The sequence below is a fragment of the Pseudomonas wadenswilerensis genome, assembly GCF_900497695.1.
GTDB lineage: Bacteria > Pseudomonadota > Gammaproteobacteria > Pseudomonadales > Pseudomonadaceae > Aquipseudomonas > Aquipseudomonas wadenswilerensis.
In genome coordinates this window covers 511,165-532,738 of record NZ_UIDD01000004.1, presented here as the reverse complement: position 1 = coordinate 532,738, position 21,574 = coordinate 511,165, and the positions used below count along the sequence as shown (strand labels likewise).

19 protein-coding genes and 1 rRNA gene are annotated in these 21,574 nt (G+C 62.1%); 8 read left to right on the top strand and 12 right to left on the bottom strand.

Annotation, left to right across the window (positions count from 1 at the left end):
• Positions 1-761: ribosomal RNA gene (locus tag CCOS864_RS07210) — 16S ribosomal RNA — on the bottom strand; the annotation flags it as partial.
• A 569-nt stretch (positions 762-1,330) separates the two neighbouring features.
• On the opposite strand from CCOS864_RS07210, the gene CCOS864_RS07200 reads away from it, so the two are divergent.
• The gene (locus CCOS864_RS07200; protein WP_115085688.1) at positions 1,331-2,137 is read left to right on the top strand and encodes an aminoglycoside phosphotransferase family protein; all 807 of its coding nucleotides are present in this window, start codon (positions 1,331-1,333) and stop codon (positions 2,135-2,137) included.
• Positions 2,138-2,188: 51 nt separating this feature from the next.
• Positions 2,189-3,082, top strand: coding sequence for a formate/nitrite transporter family protein (locus tag CCOS864_RS07195; protein WP_115085687.1), 894 nt, complete (start codon positions 2,189-2,191; stop codon positions 3,080-3,082).
• Here the strand turns inward: CCOS864_RS07195 and CCOS864_RS07190 are convergent.
• On the bottom strand, positions 3,079-4,179 hold the full coding sequence (locus CCOS864_RS07190; RefSeq protein WP_115085704.1) for an MBL fold metallo-hydrolase: 1,101 nt from the start codon (positions 4,177-4,179) through the stop codon (positions 3,079-3,081). The two genes, CCOS864_RS07195 and CCOS864_RS07190, sit on opposite strands and share 4 nt — an antisense overlap.
• A 129-nt stretch (positions 4,180-4,308) precedes the next feature.
• Between CCOS864_RS07190 and CCOS864_RS07185 the strand changes: the two genes are divergently transcribed.
• Together CCOS864_RS07185 and CCOS864_RS07180 are read left to right on the top strand one after the other, a co-directional pair.
• Positions 4,309-5,382 carry a diguanylate cyclase gene (locus tag CCOS864_RS07185; protein WP_115085703.1) on the top strand — a complete coding sequence of 358 codons (1,074 nt, stop codon included), beginning with the start codon at positions 4,309-4,311 and terminating at the stop codon, positions 5,380-5,382.
• 58 nt (positions 5,383-5,440) lie between these two features.
• Positions 5,441-8,023 (top strand): bifunctional diguanylate cyclase/phosphodiesterase, encoded by a 2,583-nt coding sequence (locus tag CCOS864_RS07180; RefSeq protein ID WP_115085686.1) that lies wholly within the window; start codon positions 5,441-5,443, stop codon positions 8,021-8,023.
• On the opposite strand, the gene CCOS864_RS07175 is transcribed toward CCOS864_RS07180, so the two are convergent.
• Positions 8,020-8,601 (bottom strand): TetR/AcrR family transcriptional regulator, encoded by a 582-nt coding sequence (locus tag CCOS864_RS07175; RefSeq protein WP_115085685.1) that lies wholly within the window; start codon positions 8,599-8,601, stop codon positions 8,020-8,022. The genes CCOS864_RS07180 and CCOS864_RS07175 overlap by 4 nt on opposite strands.
• A gap of 105 nt (positions 8,602-8,706) precedes the next feature.
• On the opposite strand from CCOS864_RS07175, the gene CCOS864_RS07170 reads away from it, so the two are divergent.
• Positions 8,707-10,149, top strand: a complete 1,443-nt coding sequence (locus CCOS864_RS07170; protein WP_115085684.1) for an amidase — start codon at positions 8,707-8,709, stop codon at positions 10,147-10,149.
• A gap of 53 nt (positions 10,150-10,202) precedes the next feature.
• Here CCOS864_RS07170 and CCOS864_RS07165 read toward each other — a convergent pair whose 3' ends face one another.
• Positions 10,203-10,526 (bottom strand): DUF2025 family protein, encoded by a 324-nt coding sequence (locus tag CCOS864_RS07165; RefSeq protein ID WP_115085683.1) that lies wholly within the window; start codon positions 10,524-10,526, stop codon positions 10,203-10,205.
• A gap of 186 nt (positions 10,527-10,712) precedes the next feature.
• Between CCOS864_RS07165 and CCOS864_RS07160 the strand changes: the two genes are divergently transcribed.
• A complete protein-coding gene (locus CCOS864_RS07160; protein WP_115085682.1) occupies positions 10,713-11,927 on the top strand; it encodes a GAF domain-containing sensor histidine kinase in 1,215 nt (404 codons plus the stop codon).
• On the opposite strand, the gene CCOS864_RS07155 is transcribed toward CCOS864_RS07160, so the two are convergent.
• Positions 11,866-12,783, bottom strand: a complete 918-nt coding sequence (locus CCOS864_RS07155) for a LysR family transcriptional regulator (protein WP_115085681.1) — start codon at positions 12,781-12,783, stop codon at positions 11,866-11,868. The genes CCOS864_RS07160 and CCOS864_RS07155 overlap by 62 nt on opposite strands.
• Before the next feature lie 125 nt (positions 12,784-12,908).
• Between CCOS864_RS07155 and CCOS864_RS07150 the strand changes: the two genes are divergently transcribed.
• Entirely contained in the window at positions 12,909-13,667 is a 759-nt protein-coding gene (locus tag CCOS864_RS07150) for an SDR family NAD(P)-dependent oxidoreductase (protein WP_115085680.1), read from the top strand.
• Between the two features lie 4 nt (positions 13,668-13,671).
• Here the strand turns inward: CCOS864_RS07150 and CCOS864_RS07145 are convergent, their stop codons facing one another.
• The 7 genes from CCOS864_RS07145 to CCOS864_RS07125 form a co-directional block, all read right to left on the bottom strand.
• Positions 13,672-14,541, bottom strand: coding sequence for an efflux RND transporter periplasmic adaptor subunit (locus CCOS864_RS07145; protein WP_115085679.1), 870 nt, complete (start codon positions 14,539-14,541; stop codon positions 13,672-13,674).
• Positions 14,542-14,552: 11 nt separating this feature from the next.
• Positions 14,553-14,759, bottom strand: coding sequence for a DUF1656 domain-containing protein (locus CCOS864_RS07140; protein ID WP_115085678.1), 207 nt, complete (start codon positions 14,757-14,759; stop codon positions 14,553-14,555).
• Entirely contained in the window at positions 14,746-16,734 is a 1,989-nt protein-coding gene (locus CCOS864_RS07135; RefSeq protein WP_115085677.1) for an FUSC family protein, read from the bottom strand. Before CCOS864_RS07135 ends, CCOS864_RS07140 begins: the two co-directional genes overlap by 14 nt.
• A gap of 180 nt (positions 16,735-16,914) precedes the next feature.
• A complete protein-coding gene (ccoM, locus tag CCOS864_RS28585; protein ID WP_276330486.1) occupies positions 16,915-17,031 on the bottom strand; it encodes a cytochrome c oxidase subunit CcoM in 117 nt (38 codons plus the stop codon).
• Positions 17,032-17,165: 134 nt separating this feature from the next.
• Positions 17,166-17,327 (bottom strand): hypothetical protein, encoded by a 162-nt coding sequence (locus tag CCOS864_RS28175; RefSeq protein WP_010221101.1) that lies wholly within the window; start codon positions 17,325-17,327, stop codon positions 17,166-17,168.
• A 76-nt stretch (positions 17,328-17,403) separates the two neighbouring features.
• Positions 17,404-17,733 carry an aspartate-semialdehyde dehydrogenase gene (locus tag CCOS864_RS07130; RefSeq protein ID WP_115085676.1) on the bottom strand — a complete coding sequence of 110 codons (330 nt, stop codon included), beginning with the start codon at positions 17,731-17,733 and terminating at the stop codon, positions 17,404-17,406.
• 91 nt (positions 17,734-17,824) lie between these two features.
• Positions 17,825-18,511 (bottom strand): M949_RS01915 family surface polysaccharide biosynthesis protein, encoded by a 687-nt coding sequence (locus CCOS864_RS07125; protein WP_115085675.1) that lies wholly within the window; start codon positions 18,509-18,511, stop codon positions 17,825-17,827.
• A gap of 118 nt (positions 18,512-18,629) precedes the next feature.
• On the opposite strand from CCOS864_RS07125, the gene rapA reads away from it, so the two are divergent.
• Positions 18,630-21,476 carry an RNA polymerase-associated protein RapA gene (gene rapA, locus CCOS864_RS07120; protein WP_115085674.1) on the top strand — a complete coding sequence of 949 codons (2,847 nt, stop codon included), beginning with the start codon at positions 18,630-18,632 and terminating at the stop codon, positions 21,474-21,476.
• The last annotated feature ends 98 nt before the right edge of the window (positions 21,477-21,574 follow it).

The following is a 21,574-nucleotide window of genomic DNA, read 5'->3' as shown; positions in this document are numbered from 1 at the left end:
TTCGCACCTCAGTGTCAGTATGAGCCCAGGTGGTCGCCTTCGCCACTGGTGTTCCTTCCTATATCTACGCATTTCACCGCTACACAGGAAATTCCACCACCCTCTGCCCTACTCTAGCTCGCCAGTTTTGGATGCAGTTCCCAGGTTGAGCCCGGGGATTTCACATCCAACTTAACGAACCACCTACGCGCGCTTTACGCCCAGTAATTCCGATTAACGCTTGCACCCTCTGTATTACCGCGGCTGCTGGCACAGAGTTAGCCGGTGCTTATTCTGTCGGTAACGTCAAAATACTCACGTATTAGGTAAGTACCCTTCCTCCCAACTTAAAGTGCTTTACAATCCGAAGACCTTCTTCACACACGCGGCATGGCTGGATCAGGCTTTCGCCCATTGTCCAATATTCCCCACTGCTGCCTCCCGTAGGAGTCTGGACCGTGTCTCAGTTCCAGTGTGACTGATCATCCTCTCAGACCAGTTACGGATCGTCGCCTTGGTGAGCCATTACCTCACCAACTAGCTAATCCGACCTAGGCTCATCTGATAGCGCAAGGCCCGAAGGTCCCCTGCTTTCCCCCGTAGGGCGTATGCGGTATTAGCGTTCCTTTCGAAACGTTGTCCCCCACTACCAGGCAGATTCCTAGGTATTACTCACCCGTCCGCCGCTGAATCGAAGAGCAAGCTCTTCTCATCCGCTCGACTTGCATGTGTTAGGCCTGCCGCCAGCGTTCAATCTGAGCCATGATCAAACTCTTCAGTTCAATACTGCTTGGGTTTTGAGAAAACCCTAAACTTGGCTCAGCAATCTCAAATGACTTACTTTCAAATCTTTCGATTTTCGTGTAGCCACTTGTGATGCTGATAATCTTTTTGACTATCAGTCTGAGCTCACAAGCACCCACACGAATTGCTTGATTCAGTTGTTAAAGAGCGGTTGGTTAAGAGCTTTTCGTCTCAACCGAGGCGCGCATTCTACGCTTTCCTCAGAGCCTGTCAAGCGTTTATTTTGAATTCTTTTTACTAAAAGTCGTTCAAATTCAACTGCTTGACTCGCTGCGATCTCTCGTCAGCGGGAGGCGAATTCTACAGCGTTTCAAACCGCTGTCAACTGCCTTTTTCACCGCTGTCGATCTTTCGATCGAAGCCCTTCCGGATGACCCTGGAACTGCTAACTCTTTGAAACTCAAGGAGTTTTCAGTTCCGACTGCGCCGGAAGTGGGGCGAATTATAGAGAGATTGAATCGGGCGTCAAGGGTTAATTCAAAAAACACTGAACAAAGGCAAAATGAGCACCTTATATAGAGAGTACCGGCCTGCCCTGGGAGGCACTATGTTTGAACCTTACCTGCAACACTGGCAATTAACCGCCGACGGCGAGCCAATCATCACCCACAGCAGCCACTTGCTGCCCGTCCTTTATAAAGGCAAGGCAGCGATGCTCAAAATCGCCCACGAACCCGAAGAACAGTCCGGTGCCTTGTTGATGCAGTGGTGGGATGGCCAAGGCGCCGCCGCGGTGCTCGAGCACACCGATCACGCCGTCCTGCTTGAGCGGGCTCAGGGGACCGCCTCACTGGCCGATTATGCTCAACACGGTCGCGACGAAGAGGCCACGCGCATCCTCTGCACGGCGATTGCCCGCCTGCATGCACCACGGGACCAGCCGCTGCCGCCACTGGTCGAGCTCCAACCCTGGTTTTCCGGCCTGTGGCCCGCCGCCGAAGAAAATGGCGGGCTGTACCGACGTTGCGCCGACATTGCCAGCCAGTTGCTCGCCTCCCCCGGCGAACAGAGGGTGCTGCATGGAGATATCCACCACGGCAACGTTCTCGACTTCGGCAACAGAGGCTGGCTGGCCATCGACCCCAAGCACCTCTACGGCGACCGCGCCTTCGACTACGCCAACCTGTTCTGTAATCCGACCCACGCTCTGGCCACCGACCCACACTGTTTTCAGCGGCGCGTGCAGATTGTTTGCGAAACAGCCGACCTGCCTCGTCAGCATATGCTGCAGTGGATCGTCGCCTGGTGTGGTTTGTCGGCGGCCTGGTTTCTCGAGGATGACTTGCACGAAGACGCCCGCACGCCCCTGCAGGTCGCGCAACTGGCACTGAACCTGCTGGAGGCAGGCAACTAATCGAAGCAGCGTCGATCTGTAGATAAGGCACCCCATAGATGAGCCACCGCCATGAGTGAAGCGCAAAGCGGCAAAACCCCCGGCCTGTCTGCAGACGAAGAGCAGGAAGTCAGCCATAACCAGCCACCCCGCGCGGCGGTATTGCACGAGATCATTCGCTTCCAGGGTGACCAGGAGCTGGAGCGCACCATCGCCGCGCTGTTCTGGTCGGCACTTGCCGCCGGGCTGAGCATGGGCCTGTCGCTGATGGCCATGGGGCTGTTCTATTCGCGCCTGCCCGAAGACGACAGCAGCCAGGTGATCGCCAGCCTGGGTTACTCGGCCGGATTTCTTGCCGTGATCCTGGCCCGCCAGCAACTGTTTACCGAAAACACCCTGACCGCGGTACTGCCGGTGATGACCGAACCGAGCCTGCGCAACTTCGGTCGCTTGCTACGTTTATGGTCGGTGGTGCTGCTCGGCAATCTGGCCGGCACCATCCTGGTGTCCTATGTGATGCTCAACCTGCCGATCTTCGACAGCAAGACCGACGTCGCCTTCCTCGACGTCGGCCGCAAGGTGATGGAAAACGACCTGAACCAGATGTTTGCCAAGGGCATCATCTCGGGCTGGATGATCGCCACCATGGTCTGGATGATCCCGTCGATGGAAAGCGCCAAGGCGTGGATCATCCTGATGATCACCTACCTGATGGCCCTGGGTGATTTCACCCATATCGTCGTCGGCTCGGTGGAAGTGTCCTATCTGGTCTGGGCCGGCGAAGTCAGCTGGACGGCATTCTGGCTGGACTTCGCCGCGCCGACCCTGATCGGCAACATCATTGGCGGCAGCTTCATTTTCGCCCTGATCAGCCACGCCCAGGTGCGTAGCGACAGCAGCAAGCCGCCCACTGCCCTACCCCGGCGTGACCGGCAAAAAGACCAGTCGGCAGGCAAGAAACCCTAGGGTTCTCGCGCCGCCAGCACCCGTTCGCCGCCCGGACGCAGCTCCCGTTGTGGTTTGGACTGCCACCAGGCCGGCCCACTATGCGGCTGCTCGATGCTGACCCGCTCGCCGATCTGCGGCGTACTCAACGGCACCTGAGCAGCGTTGGCCAGGGCCAGGATGCGGTCGAACGGTTCATGCCAACTGTGGGTGGAAAGGTCAAAAGTGCCGTTATGAATCGGCAGCAGCCAGCGCCCACGCAGGTCAAGGTGCGCCTGCAGACTCTGCTCGGGCTGCATATGTACATCGGGCCAGTTGAGGTTGTAGGCGCCGGTTTCGATCAGGGTCAGGTCGAAGGGGCCGTACTGCTTGCCGATCGCCTTGAAGCCATCGAAATAGCCGGTATCGCCACTGAAAAACACCTTCAGCTGGTCATCGATCATCACCCAGGACGCCCACAGGGTGCTGTTGCTGTCGAACAGGCCACGTCCGGAAAAATGCTGAGCCGGGGTCGCGATGAATCGTACGCCTTCGACACTGGTTTCCTGCCACCAATCCAGTTGCCGGACCTTGGTCGCCGGCACGCCCCAGGCGATCAGGATATCGCCCACGCCCAGGGGGGCGATGAAATGCTCGGTGCTGGTGGCCAGTTGGCGTATGGCCTGCTCGTCGAGATGATCGAAGTGATCGTGGGAAAGGATGACGGCGGTTAACGGCGGCAACTCGTCTAGTTTCAGTGGCGGCTGATGAAAGCGCCGGGGGCCGGCCCATTGCACCGGCGAGGCGCGCTCGGCGAACACCGGGTCGGTAATGAAGAAGCGCTCGCGCAGTTTCAGCAGTACCGTGGAGTGGCCCAACCGCCAAACACTGTGGTCCGGCGCCTCCAGCAGCTGCTGGCGACTCAGGGGCTGCACCGCAATACTGACACTGGGCCGAGTATCGGCGGGTTTTTTAAGCAACAGGTACTTAAGGCCAATGCGCAGTTTTTTCATCACCCCGTCCTGTGGCAACTGCGCCTGGTTGCGATAACGCCCATCCTGGCGTTGAGCCGGTTCACCGGCCTGGGAGGTCAGCGGGGCCATGAGCAGAAACACTCCAAGGATGAAGGTAAGTTTCATGGTACCCCACAGTGATTGGATCAACCGTGAAATGGCTTGTAAGGCCATTTTTCAACAGCCTGCGATTGTTCAACAATATTGACAGCAATTATGCGATAAACGGCGCCCCGGAACAGACCAGCATCCATGATGGAAAAGAAAAGCGGTAAGGGACTTTCATTTGTAAGGCGGATTTACCTGCCGCGTATCATCGGCCTGGGGATCGGCATGCTCAGCGTAATGGCCGGGATTTCCAGCCTGCCTGTGCCGTCCTGGGTCTGGGGCCTGCTGCTGTTCAACGGCCTGGCCTGGCCGCACCTGGCCTATCAGATCGCCCTGCGCGCCAACGTTCCGTACCACGCCGAGTACCGCAACCTGCAACTGGACTCGCTGATGGGCGGGTTCTGGACCGCCACTCTGCAATTCAACCCGCTGCCCAGCGTGACCATCCTGGCGATGATGGCCATGAATAATTTCGCTGCCGGTGGCCAGCGCCTGTTCTTCAAGGGCCTGTTGATCCAGGGCCTGGGCATGCTGCTGTCGATCGCCCTGTTCGGCCCTGGGCTGCAACTGCACGCCAGCACCCTGCAAGTCTATGCCTGCCTGCCGATGCTGACCCTCTACCCCATGGCCGTCGGCTGGGTCTGCTATCGCCTGGCGATGAAGCTGTCTGAACACAAGCGCCGACTCAGCGCCCTGAGCCGTACCGACAGCCTGACCGGCCTGCTCAATCACGGCTCGTGGAAAGACCTGCTGCAGCTCAAGTTTCAGATCTGCCAGCAGCAACGCCGCGAGGCGGTGATCGCAATCATCGACATCGATCACTTCAAGACCATCAACGACACTTACGGCCATGTGGTCGGCGATTGCGTCCTGCACCAGTTGAGCAATGAACTCAAGCGCACCCTGCGCGAGGACGACCTGGCCGGGCGTTACGGGGGTGACGAGTTCTGCGTGATCCTCCCGGACACCCGCCTGGAGCACGCGAGCCAGGCCATGGAACGCCTGCGCGAGCGGGTCGGCAGCTATCGCAACCCGCAATTGCCGGAGCTGCGCATCAGCCTGAGTATCGGCCTGGCCAGTTGCAACGAGGCCCTGCCCGGCCCGGAAGCCTGGCTCAATGAGGCCGACAAAGCCCTGTACTGCGCGAAGAAAGCAGGCCGTAACCAGGTCAATTTCGCCCATTCGGACCTCACCGCGCTGAAGCTGGCCTATCCTGACTGAACGTTCGTCCTTGCGGCCTGGCCGCAGGGATGCAGCTTCAACAAGGATCAGCCCGCGTATGGACAGGATTGCCGATGCTCCGCCAGCCAGCCAACGCCCCAGCCTGCAGACGCGCAAACTCATTGCCGCGATAGCGGCGCTGTTCGCCCTGGCCTGCCTGATCGCCCTGGGGGCATTGTTCAATATCGCCACCACGCTCAATGCCAACGAGCGGGAAAAAAGCAGCTTCTACGCCCATAAGGCCCTGGAGCAGCGCCTGGAGTCGTCGCGCCAGTTCCTCTCCAGCTATGCGGTATGGAACGCCGCCTACGATCACCTCAATGGCAGCCCCGACCTGCACTGGGCCTATGAAGAGAAGAACGTCGGCGATTCGCTCTACACCGCCAGCGGCTACGAAGGGGTGTTCGTTGTCGACGACCAGATCACCAAGTACGCGCTGTTCAAGGGCCAGCTGAGCAAAGCGCCGGCCGGTACATATATAGAGAACCCGCTGCCCCCGATCATCGCCAAGGCGCGCAATGTTGCCGCCGAACGCCAGCAGATCACCGAGCACGTGCTGTTCAATGGCTGGCCCGCGGTGCTGGTGGCTGCGGCCATTCGCCCGGATGACGAAGTGCTGAGCATCGATCCGCAAACCACCTCGGTGATGCTCTTCGTTGATCAGCTGACCCCGGAAAAGCTCACCCGCCTGGGCACCGGCGTCGGCCTCAACGGCATGCACATCGAGAAAGCCAACGCCCCCCTGGGTGATCAACCCAGCCTGCTGTTGGGCGATACCGGCTACCGGCTCGACTGGATCACCCCGCGCCCTGGCGACCAGTTGCTCTGGGCGGTGTTGCCGCCGTTGCTTGGCGCCATGCTGGTGCTGGGTTTGCTGATGGTGTACTTCTTCCGCTATGCGCTGCGCACATCACGAGAAATCGACGCCAACCTGCGTAGCCTTCAGGCCAGCAATCAGGCGCTGGAGGCCAGCGAGCAACGGTTTCGTGCGGTGGCCGAAGCGGCGTCGGACTGGATCTGGGAAACCGACCGTCATCACCGCCTGAGCTACCTGTCCCAGCGTTTTGTCGCGGTTACCGGCTTTCAGAGCGAAGACTGGCTGGGCCAACCACTCAACCAGCTGCTCAGTTGCGAGACCACGCCGCTGATCCAATGGCTGGATAACCAGGCCGACGCCGACTCGCCGCAAGTTGCCAACCTGCGCTGCGCCTATCGCGATCAGAGTGGCCAGGTACGGTTTTGCCGGGTTTCGGCGCGCTCGATCATGTTCGACGGCAAACTGGCCGGTTATCGCGGCACCGCCAGCGACATTACCGATGAAGTGGCTGCCCACGCACGCATACAGCACCTGTCGATGCACGATGCGCTGACGGGCCTGGCCAACCGCAACAAGCTCTCGCGCTTCCTCGATCACGCGTTGCTCAAGGGCCAGGAAGCCACGCCGCTGACCCTGTTGCTGCTCGACCTGGACAGCTTCAAGCCGATCAACGATTCCCTCGGCCACGCCGCTGGCGACGCCGTCCTGCTGGAAGTGGCCGCACGCTTGCGCGAATCGACCCGCGACGGCGACCTGGTGGCACGCTTGGGTGGCGACGAGTTCGTGCTGGTAATGAACGGCATGGACAGCCGCAACGAGATCGACCGCTTTTGCGGGCGCTTGATCGACAGCCTGCACCAGCCGATCTACTTCGAAGAGCAGGCCCTGCATATCGGCGCCAGCCTGGGTGTGGCGCAGACGCGCCTGCAGGGTTTCGATGCGGGTGAACTGATCCGCTGCGCCGATATCGCCCTGTACCAGGCCAAGGCCGAGGGCAAGAACACCTGGCGCTACTTCTCGCCGGAAATGAACGAGCAGATCCAGTACCGCCGCCAGCTGGAAAACGACTTGCGCAAGGCGCTGAAAAACAACGAGTTCGTTCTGCACTACCAGCCGCGCTACCGCCTGGAAACCCTTGAGATCGTTTCGGTCGAGGCGCTGGTGCGTTGGCAGCATCCGGTCGAGGGCCTGCTTGGTCCGGACACCTTCATTCCCCTGGCCGAGCAGACCGACCTGATCGCGCCCCTGGGCCGCTGGGTGCTACGCGAAGCCTGCGAAACCGCTCGCAACTGGCCAGCCAACCTGCTGGTGTCGGTGAACCTGTCGCCCGCGCAGTTCTCGCGCAGTGACGTGGTCAAGGATGTTCACGAGATCCTGGTGGAGACCGGCTTCCCGGCCCAGCGCCTGGAACTGGAGATCACCGAGAATGTGATGCTCAACGATATCGAAGGCGCGCTAGGGACCATGAACGCACTCAAGGAACTGGGCGTGCGCCTGAACATGGACGACTTCGGCACCGGCTACTCGTCGCTGGGCTACCTGCGCACCTACCCGTTCGACAGCATCAAGATCGACAAGCGCTTTATCGCCGGGCTCAGCAGCGATGGCAACGACCGTGCCGTGGTTCAGGCGATCATCAACCTGGGCAAGGCCATGGGCTTGACCGTGACCGCCGAAGGGGTGGAAACCGAGCAGCAACTCATGGCCCTTGGCAAGGAGAAGTGCCATGAGGTGCAGGGCTACTACCTGAGCAAGCCGATCGACAAACTGGCCTTCGAAGCGCTACTGCAATCAGGAAAGAACAGCCGCGCCGGTGTTTCCTAGGCCGCAGGCAAACCAAGCCGGGCCCGAACCAGCTTGAGCAGGTTCGGCCCGACCTCGTCGAAGCCCTTGTTCTGCGCGACGATTTGTACTCCCTCGAGCAGCAGCGTCAGCTCGAACGCTGCCTGCTCTGGCTCGACCATCCCCGCCTCCTCGCACAAGCGCACCAAGCGTGCCGCCTGACGACGCTTGTGCGCCTCGATCAGCTCGCGCGCCGGGCTGTCGCACACCGGCAGCTCTGCCAGGGTGTTGGTGTAGGCGCAACCACGGTGCGAAGACAGCACCGGCTCCTGGACCAGGAATTCGGCAAAGCCGAGGATCTGCCGCGCTGGCTGGCCGCTGAACTGCTCGGCCAAACGCGCCCAGACTTCATCGTACTCGGCCATCAACAGGCGCAGCCATTCCAGTACCAGAACGTCCTTGGACTCGAAATGCCGGTACACGGTCATCTTGGTGGTTTCAGCCTTCGCGGCAATGGCATCGACGGTGACGCGGCTGATGCCCTCATTGAAAAACAGCTCGTGGGCGGCATCCAGGACCCGCTCACGAGGGGGCAGACGGGCGATTCGTTGCGAACGCATGGGCAGACTCCGGTTGACGACGATACTAACAAGTATCACTCTATACTCATGAGTATCGCTCGATACCCATCGGTATTTTATCGTCAATTGTCACGGGAGTGCGCAATGAAGGTGAGTGAATATGTGCAGTTCGACGCCATCGGCCTGGCCGACCTGATTGCTCAAGAGCAAGTCAGTGCCGACGAAGTGCAGGCGGCAGCGCGGCAGGCCATCGCCGACGTCGAGCCAAAGGTCAATGCGCTGGCCGAGCACTGGCATGACGAACCTCTACCCACCCGCGCTGAAGGGCCGTTGAACGGCGTGCCGTTTCTGATCAAGGACCTGGCGATCAGCATGCAGGGCCGCGCCCACGAGTTCGGCAGCCGCCTGGCACAAGGTACCGGCAGCACGGCCGATTCGTTCCTGATGCAGCGTTTTCGCCGGGCCGGGCTGGTCACCCTGGGGCGCACCACCACGCCGGAACTGGCCGTCAGCACCACCACCGAATCGCGCCTGTGCGGCCCGACCCGCAACCCCTGGGACCTGAACCGCAGCGCCGGTGGTTCCAGCGGTGGTTCGGCAGCAGCAGTTGCCAGCGGTATGGTGCCCGTTGCCCATGCCACCGATGGTGGCGGTTCGATCCGGGTGCCTGCTGCGGCCTGCGGTTTGTTTGGCTTGAAGCCCAGCCGCGGGCTGATTTCCATGGGGCCGTTCCTGGACGAAGCCTGGAACGGCCTGGCGGTGCAGGGTGTGCTCAGCCGTTCGGTACGCGACAGCGCCCTGCTGCTCGATTGCATGACTGGGCCGGAACCTGGCGATCCGTTCCAGGTGGCACCGGCCAAAGGCAGTTACCTGAGTGCAGTGAAGCAAGTGCCTGGTCCCTTGAGAATTGCCGTGCAACTGCATCCGCTCAATGGTCAGCGCAGCAATCCGTTGATGGTTGAGACTTTGCAGGGGGTGGTCCAGACCCTGGAACATCTTGGTCACCAGTGCGAACTGGTGGACCTGGATATCGGCATGTCGTGGGACGCTTTCGTCGAGATGAATGCGCGTTTCTGGGCCAGCAATACAGCGGCCTGGCTTGATGCCCTGGGTGCCGAGACTTGCCGCCCGCTCAACGGTGACTGGCTGGAACCGGCCACACTGGCGCTGCATCGCTATGGTAAAGCGCTGTCGGCTATCGACCTGCTGGCGGCGATGGATCAGCGCAACCTGGTCAGTCGGCAACTGGGCGGGTTCTTCCAGCGTTTTGACCTGTTGCTGAGTCCGACCCTGAGCGAGTTGCCGCCAGTAGTCGGTGCCTACAACGCCGGGCAGGAGCAGCTCGATGGGTTGGGCTGGATGCACCGGGTGTTCAACCACTCTCCTTTCACTGCCCTGGCCAACATCAGCGGCACGCCGTCGATGTCGCTGCCGTTGTCTCAGGATGCGGCCAGCGGTTTACCGATCGGCATGCAGTTCACGGCGGGTGCAGCAGGTGAGCGCCTGCTGCTGAGCCTGGCCGGGCAGCTGGAACAGGCGTTGCCCTGGCGCGGGCGAACCCCGCCGGTCTGGGCGGCGCAAGACTGAGACGCATCGCGGGGCAAGCCCGCTCCTGCAGTGGGAGCGGGCTTGCCCCGCGATCAGGCCCGCAAGCGCCGCTGCGCGGCGATTTCCGGCAGGTCCTTGCGGCGCAGATACACCCGCAGCGGCTCTGTCACATTGAGCCGCTCATCGACATTCTGCGCCAAAAGGATCTCGATCAAGGCACGGCTCAAGGTCATGACCTCACCATCGGCGCCCTGCCAGACGAATTCGCTGCTGGGGGTAATGCTGTCGTCAGCCACGTCCATGCCGAACGAGTCTTCGCTGAATCGCACGATGTGCTTGCCAAGCTTGCGGTGAAAACCGACAAAGCCCTTGAGCTGGTCGGCAGCGGCGCAGATGTCCTGGGATGTGATGTGCATGTCAAACCTCGCTTGAACAGGGGATTGGCACGCTGGCGAAAGGGGTTGCGCTCTGATGGGCAACTCGGGGCCAAGGTTAATGGAAATTCATCGCATCCGGTAAAGGATTTTTTTACCCAGGCGCCAGTTGCTCGCTAGACTTATCCTTCTCAACGCCTCCCAGCCGTCAGCGAACGTGGATGATTCATGAGCACCCCCGTCACTTCCGATATCGCCACGATCAGCCGTATCAACGCAGTACCTGCCATCCTGCAAGTTATCTGCGAGACCACCGGCATGCGTTTTGCGGCAGTCGCCCGGGTCACCGACAGCAGCTGGACGGCCTGCGCGGTTCTCGATTCGCTGGGCTTTGGCCTGGAGGTCGGCGGCGAGCTGGACCTGATCACCACCCTGTGCCACGAGATCCGCGCTAGCCACCAGACCATCGTGATCGACAAGGCCAGCAAAGACGAGCTGTACTGCAACCATCACACACCGCGCATCTACAAGTTCGAAAGCTATATCTCGGTGCCGGTGTTTCGCACCGACGGCAGTTTCTTCGGCACTATCTGCGCCCTCGACCCTTTGCCTGCCGAGCTCAAGGGCAGCGCCATCCAGCCAATGATGGAGTCCTTCGCCCGCGTGCTGTCGATCCAGATCGAAAGCGAAGAGAATGCCCAGCAGACCGAGCAGGCCCTGGAGGAAGCACGCGCCATCGCCGACCTGCGCGAACAGTTCATCGCCGTGCTCGGCCATGACCTGCGCAATCCACTGTTCGCCATTACCGCAGGCGCGGAGTTGCTGGCTCAGCGCCTGCAGGATGAAAAAAGCCGCGCCATCGCCCAGCACATCCTCACCTGCGGACGACGCGCCAACCAGCTGGTACGCGATGTCCTCGATTTTGCCCGCGGCCGCCTGGGCAATGGCATCATGATCAACGTCCAGCCCTGCCCGGACCTGGCCGAAGCCCTCTGCCACGTGGCCTCGGAGCTGAAACGGGTGCACCCCGAACGGCTGATCCGCCTGAACATCGGCGACCTCAGCGGCCTGCACTGCGACCGCGAGCGGGTTACCCAGTTGCTGTCCAACCTGATCGCCAATGCCCTGACCCATGGCGCTGCCGACAGCCCGGTGGATGTCATGGCGGATATCCGCGAGCAGGTGTTCGTCCTCGGCGTGCACAACCTGGGCGAGCCCATTGCGCCACAGGTCATGGCACAATTGTTCCAGCCCTTTTCGCGACCACGTGACGATGCACCGCAGCCCGGCCTCGGCCTCGGCCTGTACATTGCCAACCAGATCGCCCTGGCCCACGGCGGGTGTATGGAAGTGGTGTCGAGCGCCGAGGCCGGAACGCTGTTTACCTTCCGCCTGCCACTGGATCGAGTTGTGCCTGAAGCAACTGCGCCAGCCAGTCCATAAAGGCCCTGACACGTTGCGGCACGTGCAGTTGCCCGGCGTAGAGCAATGACACCGGCATCGGCGGTGCGCTGTACGCCTCCAGCACGGACACCAGTTCACCGCGCTCCAGGTATTCGCGCAACCCGGCAGCCGGCGCCTGGATAATCCCGAGCCCCGCCAGGCAAGCGCTCTCATAGGCTTCGGTACTGTTGACCGTGATCACCCCGGCCATCGTCCGATACCGCGTGGCGCCGTCCTGTTCATACTCGAAGCCCGGGCTGCGGGCGCCCAGTTGCCTCACATAGTGAATCAACTGATGATCGGGCAAGTCCGCAAGGCTGGTCGGCGTACCAAAGCGGGCCAGGTAGGCGGGACTGGCGCAGTTGACCATGCGCAGGCTACCCAGGGGCCGGGCGACCAGGTTCAGGTCACTCAACACGCCGATACGCAGCACGCAATCAAAGCCTTCACGCAGCAGGTCGACCTGACGATCGGTGCAACTGATCTCCAGTGTCAGGCCCGGGTGGCGATCCACGAACTGCGGCAGGTTCGGCAGAATGATGCGCCGCGCCATCAAGGTCGGCAGATCGATTCGCAAGCGGCCACTCAGGGCTGCGGCATCAGTGCGGAACAGCCCTTCGAGCTCATCCATGCGCGCCAGCAGGTCTTTGCTACGCTCGTACAGTTGCAGGCCTTCCTGAGTGGCCTGCACCCGCCGCGTGGTGCGGTTGAACAGACGCGCACCGAGCAGCATTTCCAGCGCCCGGACCTGTTCGGAAACACTCGAACGCGGCAACCCCAGGCTTTCTGCGGCGAGGGTGAAACTCGACAACTCGCTGACCCGCACGAAGGTGCGCAGCAATTCCAGCTTGTTCATGGGCGAACGCTCTATTGTTCGAATTACTCGAGCAGTATTTCCGAATTTGCTGGATTTATCAGCAGAATTCAGACCAATAAACTCCTCTCAACTTCAGCCACCGGCTCAACCACGAGGACCACACCATGACCCGCAAACTCGCTTTGATCACCGGTGCCAGCCGCGGCCTGGGCAAGAACACCGCCCTGCACCTCGCGGCCCAGGGCATCGATATCATCGGGACCTACAACAGCAAGGCCGATGAAGCCCAGGCACTGGTCAATACCCTCGAGGCCAGCGGTGTGCGTGCGGCCATGCTGCAACTGGACGTGAGCAATAGCGCCAGTTTCGAGGACTTTGCCCAGCAGTTAAGCGAAACCCTGCAGCACGTATTCGGCCGCCAGCAACTGGACTTTCTGGTAAACAACGCGGGTATCGGCATCAACGCGCCGTTCAGCGAAACCAGCGAAGCGCAGTTCGAACAGTTGTTCAACATCCAGCTCAAGGGCCCGTTCTTCCTGACCCAGCGCCTGCTGCCGCTGATTGCCGACCAAGGCCGAATCGTCAACATCTCCACCGGCCTGACCCGCTTTGCCCTGCCCGGCTATGCCGCCTACGCGGCAATGAAAGGCGCCATGGAAGTGCTGACCCGGTATCAGGCCAAGGAGCTCGGTGCCCGCGGCATTCGTGTCAATATCCTGGCCCCGGGGGCGATCGAGACCGACTTCGGCGGCGGCGTTGTGCGCGATAACACTGAGGTCAACGATTTTATCGCCGGCAACACCGCCCTGGGTCGGGTAGGCCTGCCAGACGATATCGGCGCCGCGGTTGCCCTGTTGCTGGGCGATGGCGGCGGCTGGATTACCGGTCAGCGCCTGGAGGTGTCAGGCGGGATGTTCCTTTAAGCGCTCAGCGCTGCACTTCATCCTCGCGCACCTGCACGCTGGCGGTCATGCCGGCGCTCAGGTTGACCCCTTCAGGCACCTGGTCGAGCTTGATCCGTACCGGAATGCGCTGGGCCAGGCGCACCCAGTTGAACGTCGGTTCAACTTCGGCGAGCAACTGGCTGTCGGGGTTGGCGTTGCGGTCGGTGATACCGCGGCTGATGCTTTCGACATGCCCCTGCATCGGTTCACCCGCACTCATCAGCCAGACCTTGACCGGGTCGCCTACGCGGATGCGCGGCAGCTTGGTCTCTTCGAAATAGGCTTGAACGTAAAAGGTCGAATCATCCACCAGGGCCATCACTGACTGCCCGGCATTGACGTAGTTGCCTTCGGCCAGGCGCAGGTTGGTGATGTGCCCGTTGCGCGGCGCCTTGACCTGGCTGCGCGCCAGGTTGATGGCCGCGACCTTGACCTCGGCGAGCGCTTCGCGCAGCTCGCCACGGGCAACGGCGGCGTTGATCTGGGCATTTTCGCGCAACTCGGCGCTGATCGCCTGGGGCCCCAGGGCGGCACGACGCGAGGCTTCGTGTTCACGCAGGCGCAGTTGCTGCTGGCGGGTTTCGGCCACGGCATTGGCCTTGTCCAGGGCCGCTTCGAAGCGGTCGCGATCGATCGCCATGAGCAACTCGCCGGCCTTGACCTGCTGGTTGTCGTGCACCTTCAACTCACGCACCCAGCCGGACACGTCCGGAGCAATGATCACCACGTCGGCGCGAATCTTCGCATCACGGGTCCAGGGCGTGAGCATGTAGTACTGCCAGAGTTTCCATCCGGCAAAAATGGCCACCACCACCAGGCACAGGGTTACTGCGATACGTACAGCAGCACGCATGGTCACACTCCTTATAACGGCCCCAGCACATGGGTCACCAGGGTCAAAATACACACGAAAAGCGCGCACTCGAACAACGCCTCATGCCAGACCCAGCGCCCCAATGGCGTGTAGCGCAACAACAGGCGCACCACGCCGGTCAGCAGCAAGGCCAGCAGCACATAAATCAGAAACGGGCTGAGCAACACACCGCCCAGCGCCCACTCACGCAAGCCCATGGATTTCCTCCTGTCGACGGCACCACTTGCCCCAGCTCTTCTGCAATTGCAGCACGGCGCCAACGGCCAGGCGCAGCGGGTCACTACTCGGCACTCGCTGCAGGGCCTCGATGAACTGCTCGCTGGCAGCGTCCAGGCGCTGGCCACGACCCGGAGCCGGGCCACTGGCCAATACCGCTTCAAGTTGTTGCAAGTACTGGCGCTCGGCCGCGGCCAGCGGCGCCTGGGCGACCGCCAGGCACATGCGCAGGTGCAGCAGTTCGTCACCGATATCCAGGCCGTGCAGGCCATCATCCCAGCGCCCACGCTCCTGCTCGGGCAACGCACTGTAATGGCGGGCCAGTTGCAGCAGCCGATCGGCCATGCGCCCGCCAAACCAGGTGTCGGCGCCACGCAACTCACGGCGGGTCAGACGCACCAGGTCGCTCTGGGTGGCAGCGCGCAGGCGCTTGCCATGCCAGGCCGGGTTGCGCAGCACCAGCAGTTTGAATGCCAGCACCGCGGCGCCGACGCCCATCAGCATGGCCTGAGCGCTGTTGAAGAAGGTGGCGACATCGAAACTCATGACATTCAGCGGCGCCACCAGCACGATGAAGTGCAGGCAGTAGGAGGTCGCAGTGGCGCCAATCTTCGGATTGGCCATGCCCAGGGCACCAAAGAACAGCGGCACGCCCATGGCCAGGCAGAGCATGGCAAAACTGCTGAGCTCCGGCAGCAGGATCTGCCCGACCACGAACGCCACCGGAATCGCCAGAAGAATCCCGCGCAGGAAGCTCATGCCGATCTGCGCGCCGTTCTCGCGGCTGGCGAACAGGCTGCACACTACACAGGTCAACACCAGGCCACCGGGGGCAGCCTGCCAGGCGGTGGCCAGCCAGAAGCTGGCCATGGCCAGAAATGCCAGGGCGCTACGCGAGCCGAACAACAGGGCCAGCGACACATCGCGGTGAGCGGCCAGGCTGTCGGGCACATCGGCGGCCGGCTTGCCCTCCTCTACCCCGCTCAGGGCCAGGGTCGCGGCCATGGCGTTGTCCAGCAGCAGGGTCAGGCGCGCCAGGCAGTAGTGTTCGGCGGAGCTGATGCGCTCATCGTGGGCAGCATCCCAAACGCGCTGGCGCAACAGCAACAGGCTGGCCTGATCAGGATTGGCCAACAGCGCCTGGACCTCTTCGAGCCAGGGCGCCATGTGCTGCGCCTGCTGCTCATCCAGTTGCCGCCATTGCCGGCGCACCGAACGGGAAATACGCAACAGCACCAGCAGCTTCTGGCTCAGCCCGCGAATCGCCCGGGCGCGCTGGCGGCCGAGGCTGCCTTCGAACCAGGCATGCTCGCGCTGGGAATCAACGGCGACAATGCGCCCGAGTATCTCCAGCAGGCCCTTGCGTCCCTGTGCTTCACCACTCAAGGCGGCACTGGCGGCCTGTAGACCGCTTTGCCAGGCCTGGCGCGCCTGCCCGCTCAGTTGTTGCTCGACGCGCATAGGCCAGAGCAAGGCGCTGGTGGCAGTAGCGCAGACAATCCCCAGGCAGATCTCGGTACAGCGCGCCACCGCCTGGTCGAACACTAGCAGCGGATGGTTGATGGCCGGCAGGGCAATGATCGCCACCGTGTAACCGGCCAGCACGAACGAGTAGGCCCAGGCGCTGCGCAGCAAGGTCGAGCAGGCGGTACACAGCGCCAGCCACAGGGCCAGGGCCAGCAAAAACAGCCACGGGGTCTGGGCGAAGGCGCCGATGAACAGCACCGACATGACGGTTCCAACCAGCGTGCCGAGCAGCCGCGCCAGGCCCTTCTGCACCACCATGCCCGACAGCGGCTGGGCGACGATGAATGCCGTCATCAGGGCCCAGGCCGGCTGCTCAAGGCCCCAGCGCAGCGCCAGCCACAGGGCCAGGCCGCCGCCAAGCAGGGTCTTGAGGGCAAATTGCACAGCGGATTTGTTTGGCGCCAGCAGGGCCTGCAACGTGATGGGCACGGGACGCACCTTGAACGACGGTGTGGTAAAGATAGTCAGAATGAGGCAAGAAGTTCAGGGCTTAATTATTAGCTAGCTAACTATTAATAGTCCAGAGGTGCTGAAAGGTTTTTTCACCGGACAAAAAAATGGGCGACCGAAGTCGCCCTAAATGCCTTGCGTGCTCGTGACTGAAAAGGATCAGCGCTCTTTGCGCTTGTTCGAGTCTTTCCAGATGAAAATTCCGAATCCGACGAAGAACAGCAGCATCAGACCGACTGTAATCACTCCAGCGATAACCACATTATCGAAGAACATGTCGGCCTCCATTCGCCTGAACCTGTCCGATGGGCTTAAGGTAACGAATGGGGCGGGGGAGGAAATTGACCGAGGTCAATAGCGCCCGGAACCGGGCGCGCAAGGCGGGTGCAGGCTTGACCTGCATCAAGTTTTCAACGTTTCTTGGGTTTGCCCTTGGGCTTCTTCTTCGCCTTGCCCAGCGGCATGGCCTGCTCGAACGCCTGGCGAACTTCGTTCAGGCGCTTTTCATTGAGGTCGTGGACCCGGCGTGCACGTTCGGCACCGAGGTCGATCAGGTTGTCGTCTTGGCTCATGGTGGGCTCGGGAAGCTGACTGCAGTGCTGCAATGATGAAGGCTGCAGCCGGCGCTGACCAGTAGCGCTTGTATCCTCAGACTTCGATGTCCACCAGCAGCCCCTGGCGCGGCTGCTCACCCATCAACGGCGCCACCGGCACGGTGTTGTCGGCGTTGACCTCATCGCCGGGCAGCGCTTGATACAGTTCTTCGTCCTGGCTCGACTGGCGCCGACGCTGGTGACGCCGCTGCTCTTCGCGCAAGAGAATGGCGGCCTGCTCCGGGTCACGCTGCTTGAGGTCGATGGCACTGTCACTGGAGGTCGGCTGGGCCGGGACCACGGGCTTGATGTCCGGCGTCGGCTTCACCGGGTCCAGTTGTTGTGTCACGGGTGCAGCGCTGAGCGGGATGAGGGGCGGCAGCATGGGGTGATCTCCTGTCGCCAGTGTGTCGGCTGATGGCCTAGGGCCTTTAGCCAGGGCCGGTAAAATGTGCGGGGCGCTTCACAATTGCCGGCTACTGATCGTCTTCCTCGTCCGTCGGCGCGGGCTGGGCTTCGCTCCACGGACGTTTGAGCACCTTGTTCCACACTTCGTTCAGATGATCGCGCAGGGCTTGCGGCGCGTCCTTGAGCGACGGGCTGTCTTCGCGCTCACCGCCATAGGGCTCATCGCCCTCGATCGCGATCAGCGACTGGCCATTGATAGCATAGCTGGCCTGGCCTTCACGCAGCTCGACATGCAGTTCATGGGGGTCGATGCCGCCACCACAAAAGGCGTGGCTGGCCACCGTCAGTTCAGCCACGCCGTTGTTGTTCAGGTCGCTGACGCCGCTGACATCGGTATAGAAGCCGACATCCAAGTCGAGCCCGGCACAGGTGGTCTCGTTCTCGATCTTCCAGCGCGCCTTGAAGCTGTCATCGCCCTGGCGCTCATAGAGTGTTGCACTGAGCACCACGCGGTCGACGTCCTGATCGGTTTCCTCGTCGCTGACCTGATCGTCATTGCGGCTCAGCACGAGCAGGCCTTCGCCCTCGTGGTCGCGGTAATGCACGCTCTGCACCGGCGATTGCACGCCCAGGGCCTCAAGCTGCGCAGTGGGAATCGGCGCAAGTATTTCGAAACCTTTCTTGTCGCAGGCACCCAGCAGTAGCAGTCCCGCCACGGCCAGTGTTCGGATGAACCAGGGGTTGGAGATCGGCATGGCTGTATCAGGCCCTCACTGGCGACAGCGGTTTTCGTCGATGAAGTTGCTAGACTCTTTGGTCTGCACAGAGCTATCCGTTAAGATAGTCGGCTTTTCATGGCGGGAGTCAGGCAGTATGGCGCAGCAGTATCAACCGGGGCAACGCTGGATCAGCGACAGCGAAGCCGAGCTGGGTCTGGGGACCGTTCTGGCACAGGACGGCCGCTTGTTGACCGTGCTCTACCCGGCCACTGGCGACACCCGCCAGTACTCCCTGCGCAATGCGCCCCTGACCCGGGTGCGCTTCTCGCCTGGCGACCAGATCACCCATTTCGAAGGGTGGAAGCTGACCGTGCGCGAGGTCGAGGATGTCGACGGCCTGCTGGTCTATCACGGCCTCGACGCCCAGAACCAGGCGCGCACCCTGCCGGAAACCCAGCTGTCGAACTTCATCCAGTTCCGCCTGGCCAGCGACCGCCTGTTTGCCGGGCAGATCGACCCGCTGCCGTGGTTCTCGCTGCGCTACAACACTCTGGAGCACACCAGCCGTCAGCTGCAGTCGTCGCTCTGGGGCCTGGGCGGCACCCGAGCACAACCGATTGCCCACCAGCTGCACATCGCCCGGGAAGTGGCCGACCGTATCGCTCCGCGGGTACTGCTGGCCGACGAAGTGGGCCTGGGCAAGACCATCGAAGCAGGCCTGGTCATCCATCGCCAGTTGCTGTCGGGCCGCGCCAGCCGCGTGCTGATCCTGGTCCCGGAGAACCTGCAGCACCAGTGGCTGGTGGAAATGCGCCGGCGCTTCAACCTTGAGGTCGCCCTGTTCGATGTCGAGCGCTTTATCGAAAGCGACGCCGGCAACCCCTTCGAGGATGCCCAGCTGGCGCTGGTCGCCCTGGAATGGCTGACAGAAGACGAGAAGGCCCAGGACGCGTTGTTTGCCGCCGGCTGGGACTTGCTGGTGGTCGACGAGGCGCACCACCTGGTCTGGCATGAAGAGCAGGTCAGCCCCGAATACGCCTTGGTCGAGCAACTGGCCGAGGTCATCCCCGGCGTGCTGCTGCTGACCGCCACCCCGGAGCAACTGGGCCAGGACAGCCACTTCGCCCGCCTGCGCCTGCTCGACCCGAACCGTTTCCACGACCTGGCCGCCTTCCGCGCCGAGAGCGAACACTATCGCCCGGTAGCCGAAGCGGTACAGGAACTGCTCGACGAAGGCCGCCTGTCGCCCAAGGCCCACGCTACCATCGAAGGATTCCTCGGTGCCGAAGGCGAAGCTTTGCTGGCCGCGGTCAACGATGGCGACACCCAGGCCAGCGCCCGCTTGATCCGCGAGCTGCTTGACCGCCACGGTACCGGCCGCGTGTTGTTTCGCAACACCCGCGCCGCCGTCCTGGGCTTCCCTGAGCGTAACCTGCACCCCTATCCGCTGCCCAACCCCGACCAGTACATGGAGCTGCCGCTGGGCGAGCACGCCGAGCTGTACCCGGAAGTGGCCTTCCAGTCCCAGGGCGAAGGCAGCGAAGAAGAGCGCTGGTGGCGTTTCGACCCACGGGTCGACTGGCTGATCGACACCCTGAAGATGCTCAAGCGGGTCAAGGTCCTGGTGATCTGCGCCCACGCCGAAACCGCCATGGACCTGGAAGACGCCCTGCGCGTGCGCTCCGGCATTCCGGCCACGGTGTTCCATGAAGGCATGAGCATCCTTGAGCGTGACCGCGCCGCCGCCTACTTCGCCGACGAAGAGTTTGGCGCCCAGGTGCTGATCTGCTCGGAAATCGGCAGTGAAGGCCGCAACTTCCAGTTTGCCCATCACCTGGTGCTGTTCGACCTGCCCGCCCACCCGGACCTGCTCGAGCAGCGTATCGGGCGTCTGGACCGGATCGGCCAGAAGCACACCATCGAACTGCACGTGCCGCACCTGCAGAACAGCCCGCAAGAGCGTCTGTTCCAGTGGTACAACCAGGCCCTGAACGCCTTCCTCGCCACCTGCCCGACCGGCAACGCCTTGCAGCACCAGTTCGGCCCGCGCCTGCTGCCGCTGCTCGAAAGCGGTGACGACGATGAGTGGCAAGCGCTGGTGGACGAGGCCCGTGCCGAGCGCGAGCGCCTGGAAGCCGAGCTGCACAGCGGCCGCGACCGCCTGCTGGAACTCAACTCCGGTGGCGCCGGTGAAGGCCAGGAACTGGTCGAGGCGATTCTTGAGCAGGACGACCAGTTTGCCCTGCCGATCTACATGGAAACCCTGTTCGACGCTTTTGGCATCGACAGCGAAGACCATTCGGAAAACGCCCTGATCCTCAAGCCGAGCGAAAAAATGCTCGACGCCAGCTTCCCGCTGGGCGACGACGAAGGCGTGACCATTACCTACGACCGCAACCAGGCGCTGTCGCGTGAAGACATGCAGTTCATCACCTGGGAGCACCCGATGGTCCAGGGCGGCATGGACCTGGTGCTGTCCGGCTCGATGGGCAACACCTCGGTGGCGCTGATCAAGAACAAGGCGCTCAAGCCCGGTACCGTGCTGCTGGAACTGCTGTACGTCAGCGAAGTGGTTGCCCCGCGCGCCCTGCAACTGGGCCGTTACCTGCCGCCAGCCGCCTTGCGCTGCCTGCTCGACACCAACGGCAACGACCTGGCTTCGCGAGTTTCCTTCGAAACCCTCAACGACCAGCTCGAAAGCGTGCCCAAGGCCAGCGCCAACAAGTTCATCCAGGCCCAGCGCGACGTGCTGGCGCCGCGGATCAACGGTGGCGAAGCCAAGATCATGCCGCGCCATGCCGAGCGTGTCGCCGAAGCCCAGCGCCGTCTGGCCGCCGAAACCGACGAAGAGCTGGCGCGCCTGACTGCGCTGCAGGCGGTCAACCCGACCGTTCGCGACAGTGAAATCGACGCCCTGCGCAAGCAGCGTGAACAAGGCCTGGCGATGCTGGAGAAAGCGGCGCTGCGCCTGGAAGCGATCCGGGTGTTGGTCGCCGGCTAAACCGCGTCGTGTTCATCGCTGGCAAAGCCAGCTCCCACAGGATCTTTATCAACCTGCAGATTGCAGGCAAACATTGAACCTTGTGGGAGCCAGCCTTG

Bases quoted from the DNA above. Each gene is read 5' to 3' on its own strand.
- CCOS864_RS07200 (WP_115085688.1), top strand. From the start codon at position 1,331: ATGTTTGAACCTTACCTGCAACACTGGCAATTAACCGCCGACGGCGAG.
- CCOS864_RS07195 (WP_115085687.1), top strand. From the start codon at position 2,189: ATGAGTGAAGCGCAAAGCGGCAAAACCCCCGGCCTGTCTGCAGACGAA.
- CCOS864_RS07190 (WP_115085704.1), bottom strand. From the start codon at position 4,179: ATGAAACTTACCTTCATCCTTGGAGTGTTTCTGCTCATGGCCCCGCTG.
- CCOS864_RS07185 (WP_115085703.1), top strand. From the start codon at position 4,309: ATGGAAAAGAAAAGCGGTAAGGGACTTTCATTTGTAAGGCGGATTTAC.
- CCOS864_RS07180 (WP_115085686.1), top strand. From the start codon at position 5,441: ATGGACAGGATTGCCGATGCTCCGCCAGCCAGCCAACGCCCCAGCCTG.
- CCOS864_RS07175 (WP_115085685.1), bottom strand. From the start codon at position 8,601: ATGCGTTCGCAACGAATCGCCCGTCTGCCCCCTCGTGAGCGGGTCCTG.
- CCOS864_RS07170 (WP_115085684.1), top strand. From the start codon at position 8,707: ATGAAGGTGAGTGAATATGTGCAGTTCGACGCCATCGGCCTGGCCGAC.
- CCOS864_RS07165 (WP_115085683.1), bottom strand. From the start codon at position 10,526: ATGCACATCACATCCCAGGACATCTGCGCCGCTGCCGACCAGCTCAAG.
- CCOS864_RS07160 (WP_115085682.1), top strand. From the start codon at position 10,713: ATGAGCACCCCCGTCACTTCCGATATCGCCACGATCAGCCGTATCAAC.
- CCOS864_RS07155 (WP_115085681.1), bottom strand. From the start codon at position 12,783: ATGAACAAGCTGGAATTGCTGCGCACCTTCGTGCGGGTCAGCGAGTTG.
- CCOS864_RS07150 (WP_115085680.1), top strand. From the start codon at position 12,909: ATGACCCGCAAACTCGCTTTGATCACCGGTGCCAGCCGCGGCCTGGGC.
- CCOS864_RS07145 (WP_115085679.1), bottom strand. From the start codon at position 14,541: ATGCGTGCTGCTGTACGTATCGCAGTAACCCTGTGCCTGGTGGTGGTG.
- CCOS864_RS07140 (WP_115085678.1), bottom strand. From the start codon at position 14,759: ATGGGCTTGCGTGAGTGGGCGCTGGGCGGTGTGTTGCTCAGCCCGTTT.
- ccoM (WP_276330486.1), bottom strand. From the start codon at position 17,031: ATGTTCTTCGATAATGTGGTTATCGCTGGAGTGATTACAGTCGGTCTG.
- CCOS864_RS28175 (WP_010221101.1), bottom strand. From the start codon at position 17,327: ATGAGCCAAGACGACAACCTGATCGACCTCGGTGCCGAACGTGCACGC.
- CCOS864_RS07130 (WP_115085676.1), bottom strand. From the start codon at position 17,733: ATGCTGCCGCCCCTCATCCCGCTCAGCGCTGCACCCGTGACACAACAA.
- CCOS864_RS07125 (WP_115085675.1), bottom strand. From the start codon at position 18,511: ATGCCGATCTCCAACCCCTGGTTCATCCGAACACTGGCCGTGGCGGGA.
- rapA (WP_115085674.1), top strand. From the start codon at position 18,630: ATGGCGCAGCAGTATCAACCGGGGCAACGCTGGATCAGCGACAGCGAA.